Origin of the sequence: Pseudomonas sp. 57B-090624, from assembly GCF_003234055.1 — a bacterium.
GTDB classification, from domain to species: Bacteria; Pseudomonadota; Gammaproteobacteria; order Pseudomonadales; family Pseudomonadaceae; genus Metapseudomonas; species Metapseudomonas tohonis.
This window is the reverse complement of record NZ_QKRU01000018.1, coordinates 57575-74751: the sequence shown is the minus strand read 5'-3', so window position 1 is coordinate 74751 and position 17177 is coordinate 57575. Positions and strand designations below refer to the sequence as shown.

Here is a 17177-nt window from a genome sequence, read left to right as displayed (position 1 = left end):
GTTCACTCCGGTAGCAGGCTTTCGCCGGCGTAGAGTTCCTCGACGGTCTCGCGACGGCGGACCTCGTGTGCCCGCTCACCGTCCACCAGCACCTCGGCGGCACGGCCGCGGGTGTTGTAGTTGGAGCTCATGACGAAGCCATAGGCACCGGCGGAGCGCACGGCCAGCAGGTCGCCTTCGGCCAGTGCCAGTTCGCGGTCCTTGGCGAGGAAGTCGCCGGTCTCGCAGATGGGGCCGACCAGGTCGTAGCGACGCTTCTCGCCATCGCGAGGCTCGACCGGCACCACGTCCATCCAGGCCTGGTACAGGGCCGGGCGGATCAGGTCGTTCATGGCCGCGTCGATGATCGCGAAGTCCTTGTGCTCGGTGTGCTTGAGGTATTCCACCTGGGTCAGCAGCACGCCGCCATTGGCGACGATGTAGCGGCCCGGTTCGAAGACCAGGGTCAGCTCGCGCCCGGCGATGCGCTCGCGCACGGCCTTGATGTAGTCGCCGGCGACTGGCGGCAGCTCGTCCTTGTAGCGCACGCCGAGGCCGCCGCCGAGGTCCAGGTGGCGGATGTGCACGCCCTGGGTGGCGAGGCGGTCGATCAGCGCCAGGAGGCGGTCGAGCGCATCGAGGAAGGGCGGCAGCGTGGTCAGCTGGGAGCCGATGTGGCAGTCGACACCGATCACGTCCAGGTTCGGCAGCGAGGCGGCGCGCAGGTAAACGGCCTCGGCCTGCTCGATGGCGATGCCGAACTTGTTCTCTTTCAGGCCGGTGGAGATGTAGGGGTGGGTGCCGGCATCCACATCGGGGTTCACCCGCAGGGAGACCGGGGCCTGCATGTCCATCTCGGCAGCGACGACCTGCAGGCGCTCGAGCTCCTCGGTGGACTCGACGTTGAAGCAGTGCACGCCCACTTCCAGGGCGCGGCGCATGTCGTCGCGGCTCTTGCCGACGCCGGAGAAGACGATGCGGTCGGCGCGGCCACCGGCGGCGAGCACACGCTCCAGCTCGCCGCTGGAGACGATGTCGAAGCCCGCGCCCAGGCGCGCCAGGAGGTTCAGCACGCCGAGGTTGGAGTTGGCCTTGACCGCATAGCAGACCAGGTGCGGCACACCCGACAGGGCATCGGCATAGGAGCGGTACTGCGCCTCGATGTGGGCGCGGGAATAGACGTAGGTCGGCGTGCCGAAGCGCGAGGCGATGGCGGACAACGCCACGCCCTCCGCGAACAGCTCACCGTCGCGGTAAGTGAAGGCGTCCATCAGCGCCCCCTCAGTGCGAATGTTCGGCGGAAGACGGCTTGGATTCGTCCGGCAGATACAGCGGGCCCTTCTGGCCGCAACCGGCGAGCAGGCAGGCAACGGCGAGGAGCGCGACGAAAGGGGTGAGCAGTCGCTTCATGGCGAAATCCTTGAAGAAAGCGTGAATTGCCCGGGAGTATACCGACCGCCCGGCGCCTTGCCTATGCGCCGGAAAACCCGCCGGACGTGGCTTGCGGCTAGCCAATCGGCCCTCTGCGGGCCTAGGATTGGCGCCCAAAAACGGAGGCCGAATGGACCTTTCCACCCCGCTCGCCAGCTCGGTTTCGGTGGCCTACCTGCAAGGCCTGGTCGATCACCTGGCGCGCCAGGGCATCGAGCCCGCCGAACTGCTGGCGCACGTGCAGCTGACGCCGGCCATCCTCGGCCAGCGTGACCAGCGCATCGCCGCCAGCGCCTACCTCGAGCTGCTCGCCCAGGGCATCCGCCTGACCGGCGACACGCACCTCGGCCTGCACCTGGGCGAAGCGGTGCGGCCCGGTTACTACGGTGTGCTCGGTTACCTGCTGATGAGCTGCGCGACCCTGGCCGACGCCCTGCACCGCCAGGCGCGCTATGCGGCGCTGGTGGGCAACCTGGGGCGGGTCGACCTGGCAGACGAGCCGGAACGCCCGGGCCATGAGCCGCTGGTGGTGCACAGCTGGGAACCCTTGCTGCCACAGCAGCGCGAGCAGGTGGCGGAAGAGTCCCTCGCCGGCTGGGTGACCTTCGGGCGCTGGATCAGCGGCCTGGATATCCCGCCTACCGAGGTGCGTTTCCAGCACGCCGCGCCGGCCGATCTCACCGAGTACCAGCGGATCTTCCGCTGCCCGGTGCTGTTCGGCCAGGCGGACAACGCGCTGGTCTTCCCCCGGCGCCTGCTGGCCACACCGCTCGGCCAGGCCGACGCCCAGGTGCGGCAGATGCTCGATGCCTATGCCGATCGCCTGCTTGGCGAGATCAACCGTGGCAGCAGCGTGCTCGACCGGGCCCGGGTCATCCTCGCCGGCCAGCTGTCGGAGCAGGGCCCCGACCTGGAGCGCCTGGCCGAGGCATTGGCGCTGAGTCCGCGTACACTGCAGCGTCGCCTGCGCGAGGCCGGCCTGTCGTTCAGCCAGCTGGTGGACGAGACGCGCCAGCAGCTGGTGCTGCATTATCTGCGCGATCCGGCGCTGGAACTCGCCGATATCGCCTTCTTCGTCGGTTTCAGCGAGCCCGGTTCGCTGGCCCGAGCCTTCCGTCGCTGGACCGGGCAGAGCCCCGGCGAGTACCGGCGCCATTTATCACCCTTTCCCTGAGGAGCCCCCTATGAGTTTGAGCGAAGCGCGTTTCCACGATCTGATCGATGCCGCTCAGGAAGCCATCGAAGACATCTTCGACAGCAGCGACCTGGACGTCGACCTGGAGAACAGCGCAGGCGTCCTGACCATCCGCTTCGAAAATGGCACCCAGGTCATCCTCAGCCGCCAGGAATCGCTGCGCCAGTTGTGGGTGGCGGCGCGTTCCGGCGGTTTCCACTTCGACTACGACGAGGCCGCCGGCCTGTGGATCTGCGACACCAGCGAGGAGCCCCTGGGCGAACTGCTGGGCCGCGTGACCCGCGAGCAGTCCGGTGAAGAACTTGAGTTCGAAGAGCTCTGACGAGCCCGATCCCCGGGCCTCGCCCTGCATCCGCAGGTGCTGCCTGGACGACACCGACGTTTGCGTCGGATGCGGACGCACCCTGGGTGAGATCCTGGAGTGGAACGAAGCAGGCGATGAACGTCGCCGGCAGATCCGCGAGCAGGCCGCTCGGCGCGTGCGTCAGAGCGCCCGCTGACCGCCCGGTCTTGCCAACAGCGCCCGCACTGACGTAGTGTCGGTCGGGCCGGTGCTCGAACGCATCGGCTCACAGATCTGAAACCCCGCCTTCGGGCGGGGTTTCGCTTTTTTGAGCCAAGGATTCAGGAGTTTCGGATTTGCCATGAGCACTCAACCCTCGATCATCATCACCCGCCTCGACCTGCAGCGACTGGAGCGCCTGCTCGATGAACTGGAGGACTTCGGCCCCGGCGCCGAGGCGCTGGAGCGGGAGCTCGCTCGCGCCCAGGTGGTGGGCCACGAGGAGGTACCGCCGGGCGTAGTGACCATGAATACCCGCGTGCACTGTCGTGAAGAGGGGAGCGGCAAGGACTACCACCTGACCCTGGTCTACCCGCAGGACGCCGGTGGCGAAGGCACCGTCTCCATCCTCGCCCCCATCGGCAGCGCCCTGCTCGGCCTGTCCGTGGGCCAGCACATCGACTGGCCGGCGCCGGGTGGCAAGACCCTCAAGCTGCAATTGCTGGCGGTCGAGTACCAGCCCGAGGCGGCTGGCGAATACGATCGCTGATCGACGACCTGGCCGCCTCCCCGGCGGTCAGGCCTTGTTCAGGGCCTGGTTGAGCTGCTTTTCGAGCTCGGCCTTGTAGCGCAGGTAGTGAACCGTCTGCGCATGGCCCTCGCCGAGGACCCGCGACAGGTCCAGGTCGGTGATGTAGCAGGGGTAACGCTCGGCCTCGCTGCGCTGCGAGAGGATGTGCCGGGCCACGGAGGCGAAAAGCTCGCCGCCGTATTCCAGTTCCGAGAATTCCCGGTGGTTGCAATAGAGCGTGACGTGGACGCGATCCGTGTCCAGCGGCTCGACGATCGCCTGCACGTCGTAGAACGGATGGCTGACCGGTGCCTGCGGCGCTGCGCGGCGCTCGACCTGCTGCGCGCGCTGCGGCGGTGAGGGCAGCACCTCGTAGTAGAGGATCTCCAGGTCGCTCGGGGGCGTCGGGCTGTCCAGGGGCAGCAGGGCGTTGCGTCGGTAGAGCACCGATTGCAGGAAGCGCTGCAGCGGCGTGAGCAGGCTCTGCTGGTCGCGGAACGGCTGGCGCTGGCGCCACAGGGCGTTGTGTTCGTCGAGCAGGGTCAGTTCGGCACTGTCGCCGTCCTGGCGGAAGAACACCTGGATGCAGTTCGGTCGGCCCAGCGGCAGGATCAGCGCCAGGTCCTCGCCTTCCAGGGCGTAGCGGTCGAGGAACAGCGGGCTGTAGGTCGGCAGGTCCTCGCCCAGGTGTTCCAGCAGCGCCGGCAGGTCATCCAGGGCGGTGTGGCTGACCTGCCCGGGCAGCAGCTCCAGCACGTGGTATTGCTGGCGCACCTGCAGCAGGTAGCGGGTGGTATCGGGGCTGCCCAGGTGCGCCAGGGCGTCACGGAACAGCTCTTCCACGCGCTGGGCGATGGCCTGGGCGCGGTTGCGGCAGAAGCAGCGCACGCGCAGGTGCGGCTGCATGTCCGCAGGCGTCGCGTTGAGGAAGTCGCGCAGGCAGTCCAGCGGGGCGAAGGGCCCGTCGTAGCGGGTCACCAGCAGCTCGTTCCAGCTGTTCAGGGTGACCTGGTCGATGGTCAGCACCAGGTTGTCGCGCACGCCGGAGTAACCGAGAGAATCGGTGCGCTCGGTGGTCATGTGCACGTTCATCTGGCTGTGCTGCTTGAGCGGGTCGATGCCGACGTTGATCAGCAGCAGCACTTCGCTCGGAGCACTGGCGCGCAGCAGCGCCGCTTCGCCCACCGGCGGCAGCGGCAGCGGGATGCTCTGCTGCAGGCTGGCGATCAGGTTGGACAGCTCGAACTCGGTCAGGTCGCTGGTGCCGGGGTTCAGGGACAGGCGCGTGCTGGGGTCGATCACGCCGTTGCGGTGACACCAGGCGAGCAGCTCGATCAGCTCGCGGGCGCGCTTTATCGGCGCAAAATCGCGCCACTCCTGGGCGTTCAGGCTGCCCGGGAAGAGTGCCCACTGGGTCTCGCCCTGGGCCTCCGGGCTGGGGCACTGGACCAGGGTCAGGGTGTCTTCGGCCAGGTCCGGGGCGATGCCGGGGTTGATGAATTCCACCTTGCCGGCCTTGCGTTCGAAAGCGGCATAGAGGCGCCGGCCGAGTACGCCGAGGTCGCGACTGTTGAGCGAGCTGATGGCCTGCTGGCTGCGGCCGAATTCGGACAGGAAGCGATAGCTGTAGGTCAGCTCGTTGACCAGCGCGCGGCGTTCGGCGCTCACCTGGCGCACTTTCCACTGGCTGCGGCTGTCGAGCATGGCCAGCTGCCGCGCATCCCACTGCCACTCACGGGTCAGGCGCTCGAACAGCAGGCGCTGCCAGCTCTTCTGGCGGTTGCGCGGCGGGCGGCTGAGCTTCTTGTTGACCTTGAGGTAAAGGCAGCGGCGGATCAGCTCCAGGCGCTCGCGGTCGCCGCGCGCCGTCAGGTACTCCTCCAGGCGGCGGTACACGACTATGTAGGGGTCGAGCTCGTCGAGGTCGAGGTGGTTGGCGTAGACCGCGTGCTTGAAGCGCAGCGACAGGCAGTGCACCCGTGGGTGCTCGCTGGCGTAGACCTCGGTGAGCAGCAGCTTGAGCACCGACTTGTAGGGCGATTCGATGCCCTTGAACAGCTGCCACATGCCCGCACCGATGAACTCGCCCACCGGGATGTGGGCCAGGTGGCCCAGGTCCAGCACCTCCTCGGCACGGATGAAGCGGCGTGACAGCAGCTTCTCGGTGTACTCGGCGTAGCGCCCTTCCTCGTAGACCGGCACCAGCCACCAGAGCGGCGTGCGCCCGGCGAGCCAGATGGCGGTGCGGTAGAACTCGTCCAGCAGCAGGTAGTGCTGGGTGGTGCCGCAGTCGTCGGAAGTGAGCTGGGTTTCGCGGTCACCGACCACGAAGCGCTGGGGGTCGATGAGGAAGAAGTGCGCCTCGGTGCCCTGGGTCGCGGCCCAGGTTTCCAGTTGCTCGCACTTGCGGCGCAGTTCGGCTACCTCGGCGGCGGACAGGTCCGGTGCGTGGCAGACCCAGAGGTCCATGTCGCTCTGCTCGGCCTGCGCCACCGTGCCCAGGCTGCCCATCAGGAACAGGCCGTGGATCGGCATCGGCGGGTTGCCCCGGCGGGCCTTGTAGGCGAAGGAGCGGGTCAGGCGCTGGACTTCGGCCAGCACCTCGTCGTCGGGCTCGTAGTTGGACAGGCCCGCAGGCGTCTGCCCGGACACGTAGCCGGGCAGCAGCGGATGGTTGACGTGGAACAGCAGCGGCAACAGGCGCAGCACCAGCTGCTGGCGCGTGGAAAGGCCCTGCATGGCACGTTCCAGGCGCCCACCGTTGACCTTCAGGAAGCGCGCGCGCAGCTGCGCGAGGACCTTGCGGTCGATGCCGTCATCGATGTCGGGGCGGATTTCCTGGGTGCGCGTCATGGAGCTTCTGCCGGGTGGGTGGGCACAGCCTACCAGCCGGCGAAGCGGCCGGGCAGGGTTGTGCCCGGGTTATCGGCGCGGACGCGTTTCAGCTTGAATGGACGGGCTCGGTGGTGAGGATGGTGAGCAGGCTCTGGGCGTGTTCGGCAGCGTCCAGCCCCAGGCTGGTGAGGTAGCCGCCATCGGGCTGGGTGATGAGTTTCTTCTGGTGGAGACGGGTGACCGCGCCTATGACCTTGGACGAGGCGTTGTTGTGCACCTTGAGTCCCTCCTGGGTGTTGTCCAGGTTGAACAGGGTCAGCAGTTCCAGTTCGGCGATGAGCTCGGGGGTATACGACATGGTGACTCCTGGGCTTCTGGTGGGCCCGCCTTCGTGTGGGCAGGTGTGACGGATCAGTGTAGTAGGCCAGGCTCAGTCTGCCGGGTAGATCGCCTCGCCGTATTGCCAGCGGTCAAGGATCGCCTGGTAGCGACCGTCCTCCTGGATGCGCTGCATGCCCAGGTCGAAGCGCTGCAGCAGCCAGCCGGCGCGCGGTGCGCTGCGCGAGAACGACAGGTACAGCTCCGGCTGGTGCACCGTGCCCACGGCCTGGAAGCTGCCGGCGAGCTCGGGATGCTCGCGCAGCAGCTCGGCGGTGGTGGCGCGGTAGGCCACCACGTAGTCGACGCGGCCGTGCTGCAGCATCAGGAAGCCGTTGAGGTCCTTGCGCACCGGCACCCGCTCCAGGGTGCGCAGGGCATCGAAGCGGGTGCCGTACTCGTAGCCGATGGTCACGGCCACCCGCGCGCCCTCCAGGCCTTGCAGGTCCACCACCGGGGTGGCCCGGTCGACACGCGACCAGAGCAGGATGTCGTCGCGGAACAACGGGTGCCGGGGCAACTGGTAGGCCTCGGCGATACGTGCGTCCGGCGCGGTGTTGAAGCAGCCCGCCAGCTTGCCCTGGAGGGCGAGCTGCATGCAGCGGGAATAGGGATAGGGCACGAGCTCCACCGGGGTGTCGGCGGCGGCGAAGGCGGCCAGCACGATCTCCGCCGACATGCCGCGCACCGCGCCATCGCGGAACGCGGTGAAGGGGTACCAGTCGTCCTCGGCGCCAATCTGCAGCGGCTCGGCATGGGCGCCGATGGCCAGCAGGAGCAGCAGGCCGGAGAGCGCCCGGCGGGCGAGGCGGGTGACGCGCAGCGGGCTCGAACTCATGGGGGCCTGGACCTCGACGACGCTCGGGTGGGATGGCGCGATGCTAGGGCCTGTTGCGATGGGTGATCCCGGCGTGGATCAAGATTCCCCGTCGTCTTCGTCGCCGTCGTCCGGCAGCTCGGGCAACGCCCTGAGGGCGGCTTCGTACCAGGCCAGGTCGAAGGGCTGGTCGCCCTCCAGGCGGGCGATCGCCCGGGCCAGCACCAGGGCCATGAGCTGGACGCTCTCCTCGCGCTCGTAGCCCACCAGGGTCAGCTTGTTCAGGGTGGCCTTGGCCGTCGGCGGGTTGTCGGCTTCCAGCTGGTTCTCGATGGCCTGGATCAGGGTTTGCTCGGCGAAGGCCTCTTCGCTGTCGTCGTGCTCGCTCATGGCACTGCTCCTCGTTGTGCAGGCGCGCAGTGTGCCACGGCGTGTTCTTCCATTCACTGCCCTGATCCTGCTGGCGCGGCCCGCGTGGGCGGGTCTATAAGAACGAACGCCCACCCCGCACGGCCAGGAGGCCCCATGCTCAAGCTCCACGGTTTTTCCGTCAGCAATTACTACAACATGGTCAAGCTGGCGCTGCTGACCAAAGGCATTCCCTTCGAGGAAGTGCTGGTCCATGGCAGCCAGGAGCCGGCGTTCCTCGCCATCAGCCCGCGCGGCAAGGTGCCGGTGCTGGAGACCGAGCAGGGCTTCATCAACGAGACCGGCGCCATCCTCGAATACCTGGAGGAACGCTTCCCCCAGCGTCCGCTGCTGCCGGCCGATGCGTACCAGCGTGGCGTGGTCCGTGCGCTGGTGCGTGAGATCGAGCTGTACATCGAGCTGCCGGCGCGCAGTTGTTATCCACAGGCCTTCTTCGGCATGCCGCTGCCGGAGGCGATCCGCGAGAAGGGCAAGGCCGAGCTGCTGGCCGGCGTCGCCGCCCTGGCCCGCCACGGCCGCTTCGCGCCCTATGTGGCGGGCGATTCCATGAGCTTGGCCGACCTGTATTTCCTCTACAGCATCGACCTCGCCTGCGAGGTGGCGCAGAAGCTGTTCGCCACCGACCTGCTGGCGGATTTGCCCGGCGCCCGTGCGCTGCTGGCCAAGCTCGGTGCCGAGGCCCATGTGCAGCGCATCGCCGCCGACAAGGCGCGGGAGATGCCCGGCTTCCTCGAGGCCGTCAAGGCCCGCGCGCGGGGCTGAGGCCCGGCTTCAGCCGGGCAGGCTGTCCAGCCAGGCGTCGAGTTCCGCTCGCGACCCCAGCCTGATGAAGCGGACCCCGGCGTTGGCCGGGTCCCGCTGCTCGGCGGCGAAGCGCGCGCGGTAGACCGCGTGGCGGGTCCAGGTCCAGAGGATGATCGAGCGTTCCGGGTCCAGGCTCAGCAGGTTGCGCAGGCGTTCGCGGTTGCCGTTCCACAGCGTCTTGCGCAGCAGCAGGCGGCCCAGGGTGCGGGCGATGACCTGGCGCATCACGACCGGGCGCGGGAGGTCGAGCCAGATCACCGTGTCGGCGCGGGAAAGCGTCAGCGGACGCACCGTCGAGTAGGCGCCTTCGACGATCCAGCGCGGCGCCTGCAGGGCGGCCTCGACCCGCGCGCGGAATTCGGCGCGGGGCAGGGGCTGCCAGCCGGGCTGGTGGAAGATCGCGTCGAGCTCGATGTGCGGGCAGCCCAGGCGTGCGGCCAGGCGGCGTGCCAGGTGCGTCTTGCCCGAGCCCGAGCAGCCGACGATGGAAATACGCTGGCCGACCTGCGTCGGCCAGGTGTCGGGGGTGTGGTCCTGCATGGGCATCCCTGCCGGTCGCGGGGCGACCTCGTGATCAGCGTACGGCGAGCAGCGCCTTGCCACGCGCGACGGCGGCGCGGACCTGGCTCGGCGCCGTGCCGCCGATGTGGTCGCGGGCATTGACCGAGCCTTCCAGGGTCAGCACGGCGAAGACGTCGTCGTCGATCTGGTCGCTGAACTTGCGCAGCTCGTCGAGACTCATCTCGGCCAGGTCCTTGCCGCTTTCCACGCCGTACTTCACCGCATGGCCGACGATCTCGTGGCAGTCGCGGAAGGGCAGGCCCTTGCGCACCAGGTAGTCGGCCAGGTCGGTGGCGGTGGAGAAGCCGCGACGGGCCGCTTCGCGCATCACCGCATGGCGCGGCTTGATCGCCGGGATCATGTCGGCGAAGGCGCGCAGGGAGTCGCGCAGGGTGTCGGCGGCGTCGAACAGCGGCTCCTTGTCCTCCTGGTTGTCCTTGTTGTAGGCCAGCGGCTGGCCCTTCATCAGGGTCAGCAGGCCGGTCAGGGCGCCGAACACGCGGCCGGACTTGCCACGCACCAGCTCGGGCACGTCGGGGTTCTTCTTCTGCGGCATGATCGAGGAGCCGGTGCAGAAGCGGTCGGGCAGGTCGATGAACTGGAACTGGGCGCTGGTCCAGAGCACCAGCTCTTCGGAGAAGCGCGACAGGTGCATCATCGCCAGGGAGGCGGCGGCGCAGAATTCGATGGCGAAGTCGCGGTCGGAAACGCCGTCCAGCGAGTTGCCGCCGACGGCGTCGAAGCCCAGCAGGCGGCAGGTGACTTCGCGCTGGATCGGGTAGGTGGTGCCGGCCAGGGCGGCGCTGCCCAGCGGCATGCGGTTGACGCGCTTGCGGCAGTCGACCAGGCGTTCGTGGTCGCGGCTGAGCATTTCGAACCAGGCCAGCAGGTGGTGGCCGAAGGTCACCGGCTGCGCGGTCTGCAGGTGGGTGAAGCCGGGCATGATGGTGTCCGCTTCGCGCTCGGCCTGCTCCAGCAGGCCCTGCTGCAGGCGGGTGATCTCGCCGAGGATGATGTCGATCTCGTCGCGCAGCCAGAGGCGGATGTCGGTGGCCACCTGGTCGTTGCGCGAGCGGCCGGTGTGCAGCTTCTTGCCGGTGATGCCGATGCGGTCGGTCAGGCGCGCCTCGATGTTCATGTGCACGTCTTCCAGGTCGACGCGCCATTCGAAGGTGCCGGCCTCGATCTCGGCCTGGATTTCCTTCAGGCCCTTCTCGATGGCGTCGCGCTCATCCCCGGTCAGCACGCCGGCTTCGGCCAGCATGGTGGCGTGGGCGATGGAGCCCATGATGTCGTGGCGGTACAGGCGCTTGTCGAAGTCGACGGAGGCGGTGAAGCGGGCGACGAAGGCGTCGACGGGCTCGCTGAAGCGGCCACCCCAGGACTGGTTGGTCTTGTCGGTGCTCATGAGTGGGCTCGGTGCTGGAGGTGAAGGAAGGCCGATGGCCGAAAAATTACCGGCGATAATAACAGCGTTGCTGGTGAAACCGGCGCGTCCCGTCCGAGTGACCTGCCGGTCGGCGTTTGTAGCCTGCTTCACAGTTTTTCATCTCCAGCAGCATTTCGGTGCTTTATTTCGCCCGGCCGGAGCGCTCTGGCTTGCCGCCCGGCGGGCGCTTGCGGAAACTGCCCGGATGCCTGACGACAGCCGCAACAAGGCGCGCCCCGCCGCGTCCATCGACGATTTCTTCCTGCCCGAGCTGTGCCTGCCGGAGGCGCTGCTCGGCCTCGTGCTGCTCGCCGAGCTGCTGGTGATGGTGCTGGTACTGGCCGAGCCCATGCTGCCCAACTTCGACTGGGTGCGCCTGGCGCTCACCTCGCTCTTCGTACAGTGGATCGTGCTGCTTTCCGCCGCCCTGCTCTGTCGGCTGCGTCCGTTGCTGGCGCGCATCAGCGCGGCGCTGGCGGGGATCATCTGCTGCCTGATCGTGGTCGGCCTGACCCTCACCTGCACCGCCGTGGCCGACTATTACGACCTGGGCGGGCCGCTGCCGCGCGCCGGCGAAGTCAACCTCTACCTGCGCCACGGTCTGATCAGCCTGATCATGTCGGCGCTGCTGCTGCGCTACTTCTACCTGCAGAGCCAGTGGCGCCGGCAGCAGCAGGCCGAGCTGCGCGCGCGCATCGAATCGCTGCAGGCACGTATCCGTCCGCACTTCCTGTTCAACAGCCTGAACAGCATCGCCAGCCTGGTGGCCATCGATCCGTACAAGGCCGAGCAGGCGGTGCTCGATCTTTCCGACCTGTTCCGCGCCAGCCTGGCCAAGCCCGGCACCCTGGTCAGCTGGGCCGAGGAGCTGGAGCTGGCGAAACGATATTTGTCGATCGAGCAATATCGTCTCGGAGAACGGCTACAGTTGGATTGGCAGGTAGACGAAGTGCCCAATGATTTGCCGATTCCACAACTGACCCTGCAGCCCCTGCTGGAGAATGCCCTCATCTATGGCATTCAACCGCGTATAGAGGGGGGACTGGTGCGGGTGGAAGCCGAGTACAGGGATGGTGTGTTCCTGCTCTGCGTGAGCAACCCGTTCGACACGAGTGCGGAACCCCAGCCTTCACGCGGAACCCACCAGGCACTGACGAATATTGATGCCCGACTTACGGCACTTTTCGGCTCCAGAGCCAGTCTCAGCGTGGAGCGCCGTGACGGTCGCCACTTCACCTGTCTACGCTATCCTTGTGCGAGACTCACGCAGGAAGCCCGAGCAATATGAATGTCCTGATCGTCGATGACGAACCCCTTGCCCGAGAGCGTCTCAGCCGCCTGATCGGCGACCTCGACGGATACCGAGTTCTGGAGCCCGCCGCCACCAATGGCGAAGAGGCTCTGACCCTGATCGACAGCCTGAAACCGGATGTCGTGTTGCTCGACATCCGCATGCCAGGGCTCGATGGCCTGCAGGTGGCCGCGCGGCTCTGTGAGAAGGAAGCGCCGCCCGCGGTGATCTTCTGCACCGCCCATGACGAGTTCGCCCTGGATGCCTTCCAGGTCAGCGCCGTGGGTTACCTGGTCAAGCCGGTGCGGCCGGAGTCACTGGCCGAAGCCCTGAAGAAGGCCGAGCGCCCGAACCGGGTGCAACTGGCGGCACTCACCCGCCCCGCCGCGGAAAGCGGCACCGGGCCGCGTTCGCACATCAGCGCCAGGACCCGCAAGGGCATCGAGCTGATCCCCCTGGACCAGGTCATCTACTTCATCGCCGACCACAAGTACGTGACCCTGCGTCACGAGCATGGCGAGGTGTTGCTGGACGAGCCGCTGAAGGCACTGGAGGACGAGTTCGGTGATCGTTTCGTGCGCATCCACCGCAACGCCCTGGTCGCCCGTGAGCGCATCGAGCGCCTGCAGCGCACCCCGCTCGGGCACTTCCAGCTGTTCCTCAAGGGTCTCAATGGCGATGCGCTGACGGTCAGCCGGCGCCATGTCGCCGGTGTGCGCAAGCTGATGCACAACCTCTAGGACGCATGGCCGCAGGCGCCGGGTGGTCGCCCGCGCGCCTGCGGCTGTCTTGCCTGTTATCATTCCGGGCAGTCCTGCTTCCGGAAGTCATCATCCATGTCCCGCGAGATTCGCATCGCCACCCGCAAGAGTGCCCTGGCCCTGTGGCAGGCCGAGTTCGTCAAAGCCAGCCTGGAAAAGGCCCATCCCGGGCTCACGGTCAGCCTGGTGCCCATGGTCAGCCGCGGCGACAAGCTGCTCGACGCGCCCCTGGCGAAGATCGGTGGCAAGGGCCTGTTCGTCAAGGAACTGGAAACCGCCCTGCTGGAGAACGAGGCCGACATCGCCGTGCACTCCATGAAGGACGTGCCCATGGACTTCCCCGACGGCCTCGGCCTGTTCTGCATCTGCGAGCGCGAAGACCCGCGCGACGCCTTCGTCTCCAACACCTTCGACAGCCTCGATACGCTGCCCGCCGGTGCCGTGGTCGGCACTTCCAGCCTGCGCCGCCAGGCCCAGCTGCTGGCGCGTCGCCCGGACCTGAAGATCCAGTTCCTGCGTGGCAACGTGAACACCCGCCTGGCCAAGCTCGACGCCGGCGAATACGACGCCATCATCCTCGCCGCCGCCGGCCTGATCCGCCTCGGCTTCCAGGAGCGCATCCGTTCCTCCATCAGCGTCGACGACAGCCTGCCCGCCGGCGGCCAGGGCGCGGTGGGCATCGAGTGCCGCACCGCCGACACCGAGATCCACGCCCTGCTGGCGCCCCTGCACCACCGCGACACCGCCCTGCGCGTCACCGCCGAGCGCGCACTGAACAAGCGCCTCAATGGCGGCTGCCAGGTACCCATCGCCTGCTACGCGATCCTCGAGGACGACCAGCTGTGGCTGCGCGGCCTGGTCGGCCAGCCCGACGGCGGTACCCTGCTGCGCGCCGAGTCCCGCGCGCTGGCCAGCGACGCCGAGAGCCTCGGCGTGCGTGTCGCCGAAGACCTGCTGGGCCAGGGCGCAGAGGCCATCCTCCAGGCCGTCTACGGTGAGGCCGGCCACCCGTGACCGGCTGGCGCCTGCTGCTGACGCGCCCCGCCGACGACAGCGCCGCGCTGGGCGAGCTCCTCGCCTCGCACGGCGTGCACAGCGCCAGCCTGCCGCTGCTGGAGATCCAGAGGCTGGACGAAGCCCCCGAACAGCGCACCACCTTCCTCGGCCTCGACCGCTATCGCGCGGTGATCGTGGTCAGCAAGCCCGCTGCCCGCCTCGGCCTCGAGCGTCTCGCGCGCCACTGGCCGCAACCTCCCGCCCAGGTCCGCTGGTTCAGCGTTGGCGCCGCCACCGGCGAGGTGCTCGCGGCTGCCGGCCTCGATACCCGCTGGCCGGAAAGCGGCGATGACAGCGAAGCCCTGCTGGCGCTGCCGGCATTCACCGAGGCGCTGGCCGCCCCGCAGGCGCGCGTGCTGATCATGCGTGGCGAGGGTGGCCGAGAATTCCTCGCCGAGCGTTTGCGCGGCCAAGGCGTGACGGTGGACTATCTGGAACTCTACCGCCGCTGCCTGCCCGACTACCCGCCGCGCAGCCTGCAACGGCTGATTCGAGCGGAACGCCTGAACGGCCTGGTGGTCAGCAGTGGGCAGGGTTTCGAGCACCTGAACGCACTGGCCGGGGATGATTGGCCCTCCCTGGCCCGTCTACCCTTGTTCGTACCGAGCCCGCGCGTGGCCGAACTGGCGCGCGATGCGGGCGCGCAAGTCGTTGTGGACTGCCGGGGCGCCAGCGCCTCGGCCTTGCTGGCGGCGCTGGAAAGTCATCCGGCCCCGGCCCCCTGATGCAAAGGATGGATACGTGAGCGAAGCAGATCTGGCTAAAACCGAGCAGCAACCCCCGGCCTCCGAGCCCGTCATTCCTGCCACCGCCAAGCCGGCTTCCCGGGGCGGTGGCCTGGCCATCCTGGCATTGCTGGTGGGCGCCGCCGGCGTCGCCGTCGCCGGTTGGAGCCTGTGGCAGATACGCAGCCTCGAGGCCCGCGACCAGCAGCAACTGAGCATGGTCGAAGACGCCCGTGGCCAGGCCCAGTCCCTGCAGCAGCGCGAGAAAACGCTCACCGAGCGCCTCGACCAGCTGCCCAGCGCCGAAGAGCTGGACGAGCGCCGCCGCCTGCTGGCCGACCTGCAGGGCGACCAGCAGCGCCTGAGCCAGCGCCTGGAGACCGTTCTCGGTGCCAGCCGCAAGGACTGGCGCCTGGCCGAGGCCGAGCACCTGTTGCGCCTGGCCAGCCTGCGCCTCTCCGCGCTGCAGGACATCACCAGCGCCAAGGCCCTGGTGGAAGCGGCCGACGACATCCTCCGCGACCAGGACGACCCCGCCGCCTTCGCCGCCCGTGAACAACTCGCGCGCAGCCTCGAGGCGCTGCGCACCACCCCGCAACCGGATCGCACCGGGCTGTTCCTGCAACTCGGCGCGTTGCGCGAGCAGGCGGCTCAACTCAACCCCTTGGCCCCGGCTTTCGAGGACAAGGGCGGCGTGCTGCGCAACATGGCCGCCGACGGCGATGGCGGCAGCTGGTGGGCCGAGTGGCTGGAGAAGCTCTCCCACTACTTCCGCATCCAGTTCGACGCCGACCAGAACATCAAGCCGTTGCTCGCGGGGCAAGGGCTGTCCCAGGTACGCCTGGCCCTGTCGCTCGCCCTGGAGCAGGCGCAGTGGGCGGCGCTGCATGGCCAGACCCAGGTCTATCGCCAGTCGCTGAAGCAGGCGCGCGAGGTGCTGGATTCGCAGTTCAACGCCGAGAACCCGGAGAGCCGCGCCCTGCTGGCACGCATCGACGAGCTCGCCACCCAGCCGGTCGAAGTGAGGACTCCCGACCTCGGCGCTTCCCTCGAAGCCCTCCAGGCCTACCTGCAGCGCAGCCAGCGCCTCGCCGATCCGAAGGCCGCCGCCGCGCCCGAGGCCGACCCGTCGCAGGACCCTGAAGCGGCGCCGCCGGTGGAGGGCCAGGGCCAATGAGACGGATCATCCTCGTCCTGCTGCTCCTGGCCGCTGCGGGCACCCTGGTGGGCATGGCCGTGGTCCAGCACCCTGGCTACGTCCTCTTCGCCTACAAGGGCTTCCGCTACGAGTCCAGCCTCTGGGCTTTCCTCGCCCTGGTCGCGGTGGTGGTGCTGCTGCTCTGGCTGGTGCGCGCGCTGCTGACCCTGGTGTTCGTCTCCGGCGGCGTGGTCAACCCCTGGTCCCGGCGCAATGCTCGCCGTCGGGTGCGCCTGGCCTCCGAGCAAGGCCTGCTGGACCTGGCCGAAGGCCGCTGGGCCCGCGCCCTGCGCCACCTGCGTCGTGCCGCCGAGGCCGACCCCCAGCCCTTGATGTACTACCTCGGTGCGGCCCGGGCGGCCAACCGCATCGGCCAGTACGAGGAGAGCGACCAGCTCCTCGAGCGCGCCCTGGAACGCCAGCCGCAGGCCGAACTGGCCATCGCCCTGGCGCATGCCGAACTGCAACAGGAGCGTGGCGAGAGCGATGCCGCGCTGGAAACCCTCAAGGTCATGCAGGAGCGCCATCCGCGCCATCACCAGGTGCTGCGCCAGTTGCTCCAGCTGCATTGCCAGCGCGGTGACTCGGCGGCCCTGGTCGGCCTGCTGCCTGACCTGCGCAAGAACAAGGCGCTACCGGAAGCCGAACTCAACCAGCTGGAGCTGAGCGTGTGGAGCGATCGCCTGGTGCACGCCGGGCAGGCCGGCCTCAATGAAGGCGAGGCCGCGCTCAACCCGCTGATCCAGGCCTGGCAGCATCTTTCCGCCGCGCAGCGCGCCGAGCCACGCCTGGTGCTGGCGTTCGCCGACCAGCTGCGTCACCTGGGGGCCGAGCCCGAGGCCGAGGAGGCGGTGCGCATCGCCCTCAAGCGTGGCTATGACGACGCCCTGGTGCGCTTCTACGGACGCCTGCGTGGCGCCGATCCGGCGCGCCAGCTGCAGACCGCCGAAGCCTTCCTCAAGGACCACCCGACCGACCCGGCGCTGTTCCTCACCCTGGGCCGGCTGTGCCTGCAGAACAGCCTGTGGGGCAAGGCTCGCGAGTACTTCGATACCGGCCTGAGCTTCTCCCGCGAGCCGGAGCTCTGCGCCGAGCAGGCCCGCCTGCTGGCGCAGATGGGCGAGCTGGAACGCAGCAACCAGCTGTTCCAGGAAGGCCTGGTGCAGCACCTGCCCGCCCTGCCCCTGCCCGGCCGCGTTGTCTGATGTCGCGCCG

Annotated in this window: 19 protein-coding genes; 11 read left to right on the top strand and 8 right to left on the bottom strand. The window is 68.4% G+C overall.

What is annotated here, in order from left to right:
- Window positions 1-2: 2 nt before the first annotated feature.
- Both lysA and DMX10_RS11435 read right to left on the bottom strand, forming a co-directional pair.
- The gene (gene lysA / locus DMX10_RS11440) at window positions 3-1250 is read right to left on the bottom strand and encodes a diaminopimelate decarboxylase (protein ID WP_111261176.1); all 1248 of its coding nucleotides are present in this window, start codon (window positions 1248-1250) and stop codon (window positions 3-5) included.
- A 10-nt stretch (window positions 1251-1260) separates the two neighbouring features.
- The gene (locus tag DMX10_RS11435) at window positions 1261-1389 is read right to left on the bottom strand and encodes a lipoprotein (protein WP_111261175.1); all 129 of its coding nucleotides are present in this window, start codon (window positions 1387-1389) and stop codon (window positions 1261-1263) included.
- A gap of 151 nt (window positions 1390-1540) precedes the next feature.
- Here DMX10_RS11435 and DMX10_RS11430 point away from each other — a divergent pair, with 151 nt between their 5' ends.
- The 4 genes from DMX10_RS11430 to rnk all read left to right on the top strand — a co-directional run bounded on the left by DMX10_RS11430 (window position 1541) and on the right by rnk (window position 3657).
- Window positions 1541-2584 (top strand): AraC family transcriptional regulator, encoded by a 1044-nt coding sequence (locus tag DMX10_RS11430; RefSeq protein ID WP_111261174.1) that lies wholly within the window; start codon window positions 1541-1543, stop codon window positions 2582-2584.
- A 10-nt stretch (window positions 2585-2594) separates the two neighbouring features.
- Window positions 2595-2927: an iron donor protein CyaY gene (gene cyaY, locus DMX10_RS11425; protein ID WP_111261173.1), complete on the top strand. Its 333-nt coding sequence runs from the start codon at window positions 2595-2597 to the stop codon at window positions 2925-2927.
- Window positions 2908-3105 (top strand): DUF1289 domain-containing protein, encoded by a 198-nt coding sequence (locus tag DMX10_RS11420; RefSeq protein WP_111261172.1) that lies wholly within the window; start codon window positions 2908-2910, stop codon window positions 3103-3105. Before cyaY ends, DMX10_RS11420 begins: the two co-directional genes overlap by 20 nt.
- Window positions 3106-3249: 144 nt before the next feature.
- Entirely contained in the window at window positions 3250-3657 is a 408-nt protein-coding gene (gene rnk / locus DMX10_RS11415) for a nucleoside diphosphate kinase regulator (protein ID WP_111261171.1), read from the top strand.
- 27 nt (window positions 3658-3684) lie between these two features.
- On the opposite strand, the gene DMX10_RS11410 is transcribed toward rnk, so the two are convergent.
- The 4 genes from DMX10_RS11410 to DMX10_RS11395 all read right to left on the bottom strand — a co-directional run bounded on the left by DMX10_RS11410 (window position 3685) and on the right by DMX10_RS11395 (window position 8098).
- Window positions 3685-6531, bottom strand: coding sequence for a class I adenylate cyclase (locus DMX10_RS11410; protein ID WP_111261170.1), 2847 nt, complete (start codon window positions 6529-6531; stop codon window positions 3685-3687).
- Between the two features lie 88 nt (window positions 6532-6619).
- Window positions 6620-6871: a TIGR02647 family protein gene (locus DMX10_RS11405; protein WP_111261169.1), complete on the bottom strand. Its 252-nt coding sequence runs from the start codon at window positions 6869-6871 to the stop codon at window positions 6620-6622.
- 72 nt (window positions 6872-6943) lie between these two features.
- Window positions 6944-7729: an ABC transporter substrate-binding protein gene (locus tag DMX10_RS11400; protein WP_111261168.1), complete on the bottom strand. Its 786-nt coding sequence runs from the start codon at window positions 7727-7729 to the stop codon at window positions 6944-6946.
- Window positions 7730-7807: 78 nt separating this feature from the next.
- A complete protein-coding gene (locus DMX10_RS11395) occupies window positions 7808-8098 on the bottom strand; it encodes a hypothetical protein (RefSeq protein WP_111261167.1) in 291 nt (96 codons plus the stop codon).
- Between the two features lie 135 nt (window positions 8099-8233).
- Between DMX10_RS11395 and DMX10_RS11390 the strand changes: the two genes are divergently transcribed.
- Window positions 8234-8899, top strand: coding sequence for a glutathione S-transferase family protein (locus tag DMX10_RS11390; RefSeq protein ID WP_111261166.1), 666 nt, complete (start codon window positions 8234-8236; stop codon window positions 8897-8899).
- A gap of 9 nt (window positions 8900-8908) precedes the next feature.
- Here DMX10_RS11390 and DMX10_RS11385 read toward each other — a convergent pair whose 3' ends face one another.
- Together DMX10_RS11385 and argH are read right to left on the bottom strand one after the other, a co-directional pair.
- Window positions 8909-9481, bottom strand: coding sequence for an AAA family ATPase (locus DMX10_RS11385; RefSeq protein WP_111261206.1), 573 nt, complete (start codon window positions 9479-9481; stop codon window positions 8909-8911).
- Between the two features lie 34 nt (window positions 9482-9515).
- A complete protein-coding gene (gene argH, locus DMX10_RS11380; RefSeq protein ID WP_111261165.1) occupies window positions 9516-10910 on the bottom strand; it encodes an argininosuccinate lyase in 1395 nt (464 codons plus the stop codon).
- A 226-nt stretch (window positions 10911-11136) separates the two neighbouring features.
- On the opposite strand from argH, the gene DMX10_RS11375 reads away from it, so the two are divergent.
- The 6 genes from DMX10_RS11375 (at window position 11137) to DMX10_RS11350 (ending at window position 17167) form a co-directional block, all read left to right on the top strand.
- Complete coding sequence (locus DMX10_RS11375; protein ID WP_111261164.1) at window positions 11137-12219, top strand: sensor histidine kinase; 1083 nt, start codon at window positions 11137-11139, stop codon at window positions 12217-12219.
- A complete protein-coding gene (locus DMX10_RS11370) occupies window positions 12216-12962 on the top strand; it encodes a LytTR family DNA-binding domain-containing protein (RefSeq protein ID WP_111261163.1) in 747 nt (248 codons plus the stop codon). The genes DMX10_RS11375 and DMX10_RS11370 overlap by 4 nt, the downstream gene beginning before the upstream one ends.
- A 96-nt stretch (window positions 12963-13058) precedes the next feature.
- On the top strand, window positions 13059-13997 hold the full coding sequence (gene hemC, locus DMX10_RS11365) for a hydroxymethylbilane synthase (protein ID WP_111261162.1): 939 nt from the start codon (window positions 13059-13061) through the stop codon (window positions 13995-13997).
- A complete protein-coding gene (locus tag DMX10_RS11360; RefSeq protein WP_111261161.1) occupies window positions 13994-14764 on the top strand; it encodes a uroporphyrinogen-III synthase in 771 nt (256 codons plus the stop codon). The genes hemC and DMX10_RS11360 overlap by 4 nt, the downstream gene beginning before the upstream one ends.
- Before the next feature lie 16 nt (window positions 14765-14780).
- Window positions 14781-15941: a uroporphyrinogen-III C-methyltransferase gene (locus DMX10_RS11355; protein WP_256604792.1), complete on the top strand. Its 1161-nt coding sequence runs from the start codon at window positions 14781-14783 to the stop codon at window positions 15939-15941.
- Entirely contained in the window at window positions 15938-17167 is a 1230-nt protein-coding gene (locus DMX10_RS11350; RefSeq protein WP_111261159.1) for a heme biosynthesis HemY N-terminal domain-containing protein, read from the top strand. Before DMX10_RS11355 ends, DMX10_RS11350 begins: the two co-directional genes overlap by 4 nt.
- Window positions 17168-17177 lie beyond the last annotated feature (10 nt).